The organism is Candidatus Aegiribacteria sp., from assembly GCA_021108435.1.
Lineage (GTDB): Bacteria > Fermentibacterota > Fermentibacteria > Fermentibacterales > JCC-6 > Aegiribacteria.
The window spans coordinates 1-2,294 of sequence record JAIOQY010000218.1; the positions used below are offsets into that span (position 1 = coordinate 1).

3 protein-coding genes are annotated in these 2,294 nt (G+C 40.8%); 1 reads left to right on the forward strand and 2 read right to left on the reverse strand.

Features of this window, described 5'->3' with window-relative positions; all coding sequences use genetic code 11:
- Positions 1–205 precede the first annotated feature (205 nt).
- Both K8R76_13435 and K8R76_13440 read right to left on the reverse strand, forming a co-directional pair.
- Positions 206–541 (reverse strand): helix-turn-helix domain-containing protein, encoded by a 336-nt coding sequence (locus K8R76_13435; GenBank protein ID MCD4849179.1) that lies wholly within the window; start codon positions 539–541, stop codon positions 206–208.
- A gap of 87 nt (positions 542–628) precedes the next feature.
- The gene (locus K8R76_13440; GenBank protein ID MCD4849180.1) at positions 629–982 is read right to left on the reverse strand and encodes a type II toxin-antitoxin system RelE/ParE family toxin; all 354 of its coding nucleotides are present in this window, start codon (positions 980–982) and stop codon (positions 629–631) included.
- Between the two features lie 566 nt (positions 983–1,548).
- Here K8R76_13440 and K8R76_13445 point away from each other — a divergent pair.
- Positions 1,549–2,294 (forward strand): hypothetical protein (locus K8R76_13445; protein ID MCD4849181.1); only part of this gene is annotated, 746 nt, incomplete at its 3' end.

Sequence of the window (2,294 nt, forward strand, 5' to 3'; positions counted from 1 at the left end):
AGCGTCGGCCTCCGGAGCCGGAAGCATGGGTTCGAATCCCGTCGGGGGTACCAAAACAGTGCCACCCACTATTAAAACGACAAACGAAGGCTACATTCCAGAACTCATATTCCAGCAATGACAACAGTTCTAAAAGCGTCCACCACGGGGTAGAAATGAAGGCGTATTGGATACGGCTTCATCATTACTTCATTCTTTAGCTACATTAAGCTTGTATTGTTATTCTTCCGTCTCGAATCTCTTCAAACTGGTTGATCTGTACTTCACCCTCTGGGAAACTTGCGATTATTTTCAGGGAAGCTCCCATAGCTACAAGAATTCCTCTCAATGTACTAATGAACATATCTGACTGATGTTCCATCTTTGACACAGCAGCCTGATTTACTTTTAAGTTCTTAGCTAATTCAGATTGAGTCATATCCAGTGCTTTTCTTAGATCGCGAATTTCCATTTCAAGCAGAAGCTCACTTTTGCGTTCTTCCATTTTCTGACGAGCTTCAGGAGACATTTTATCAACAAGATCTCTAAAAGGCTTAGCCATCGCCCCATCTCCTCTTTTCTTTCTTACTTTCTTTCTAAGATTCTTTCTTACTTTCATTTCTTTTTCTACCAGCTAGTTTATTTTAAGCTAATTCCTCCTTTCAAGTTCGGAAAGATGTGTATCGTATATGTTATCTGCAATGGGAACAAACCTCTCATACCACCTATCATCACCTGTTTTATTCCCACCTATTAACAGCATCGCAATCCTTCTTGGATCAAAAGCATACAATGTTCTATAAGGGTCTCCCGAATGCTGAATTCGAAGCTCTCTCATATGCGAATGCCTCGAGCTTTCAACGCTAGATGAATAAGGATAGTCTAACGTTGTTCCTCTTTCTTCAAGTAAACTAACATATGCTGAAACTGTTGCTTGTTCATCTTCTGACAAACTATTCCACCATTCGCCAAACTCATCACTGTATTCAACTTCACATTGCATCTATGTATCACCTCGAGGTTATATATAACCCGTGGGTTATATTCTGTCAAGAGTTGATTAGTAGATGATTCTACCTTAGACTATAAAAAAATAACCAGTACTCGATTTTCACTTTCTTAAGTGAACATCAATAAGCAATTCTGTACTTGGAATGTTATGATTATCCTTTGCTATTATCACTCCACTCACCATTAAAACGAAAGCGAATGCTACATTCTAGAACTCATATTCCAGCAATGACAACAGTTCTAAAAGCGTCCACTATGGGGTACTAGAAAATTGGGATGGAGATGATTCTTCCGTCCCTATTTCTATGTTCCGCGAATGATTTGGACTTCAGATCGACGATCTGACTGGTGAGTATATCCTGATTGAACGAAATCAGTCGAAGGGAGACCGAAGGGACTCCGAAGGACATCCTGTTCCGGTTCCACCCCCTTCCATGATGAAGAGCGTATTTTCTACCAAGATAATCGGGTTTTCTCTTTACACCCGGCATCCTCATTTGCATAATATTGATTGACGCAATTGCACTAACAGTCTATAATGATTGTGGAGGTGTGCGTATGTACAGCATAATGATCATTCTTCTAACAGCTCTTACTGCAACTACCTACATTGTACCTACAGATTATACTCAGATCCAGTATGCCATTGATGCATCTGTCGATGGTGATTCAATACTTGTTCTACCTGGTTTATATTATGGTTTCGATTATCAGGGAAAGAATGTCCATGTGGAGAGCGTAGCTGGTCCGGATTCCACGAAAATAATAACATGGATATTATTCACAAACAGCGAGGGTAGAGGAGCTGTACTCAAAGGTTTCGAAGTCTCAACTCCAGTAGGTTACGAGCAATACCCGATAGAGGTTGAAGGTGCGAGTCCTTCAATTATCGGGAATGTATTCCGTAATCATTATTGGGAATACACTTGTGTCACGCACGAAGATGCAAAAAACGGTGGAGTTGTCAAACTGACCAACTCAAGCGCATTATTGGCGGGCAACACTTTCTTGGATAACAGTATATTCTGGGATTCCTACTGGGGTGGTGGGGATTACAGTATTTGCCGGGGTTTATGTGTATATGTCGATAACTCTGAAACACTATCGTCGTGCGTCGAAATGCGCAACAACACCTTCTACAATAACACTGCGGGAACCTATGGTGTCTATACCTATGGATTATGCGTTTATGTTAAAGGCAAAGCAGTAATTGAAAACAATCTCTTTTACAGCAACGGTTTCACTATATATAGCTTTTTCACTTGCAAGGGCAACGCGCTATGCGTAGAAACATACTCTGATGT

Excerpts from the sequence above, each read along its gene's own strand:
- K8R76_13440 (MCD4849180.1), bottom strand. The coding sequence starts at position 982 with ATGCAATGTGAAGTTGAATACAGTGATGAGTTTGGCGAATGGTGGAAT.
- K8R76_13435 (MCD4849179.1), bottom strand. The coding sequence starts at position 541 with ATGGCTAAGCCTTTTAGAGATCTTGTTGATAAAATGTCTCCTGAAGCT.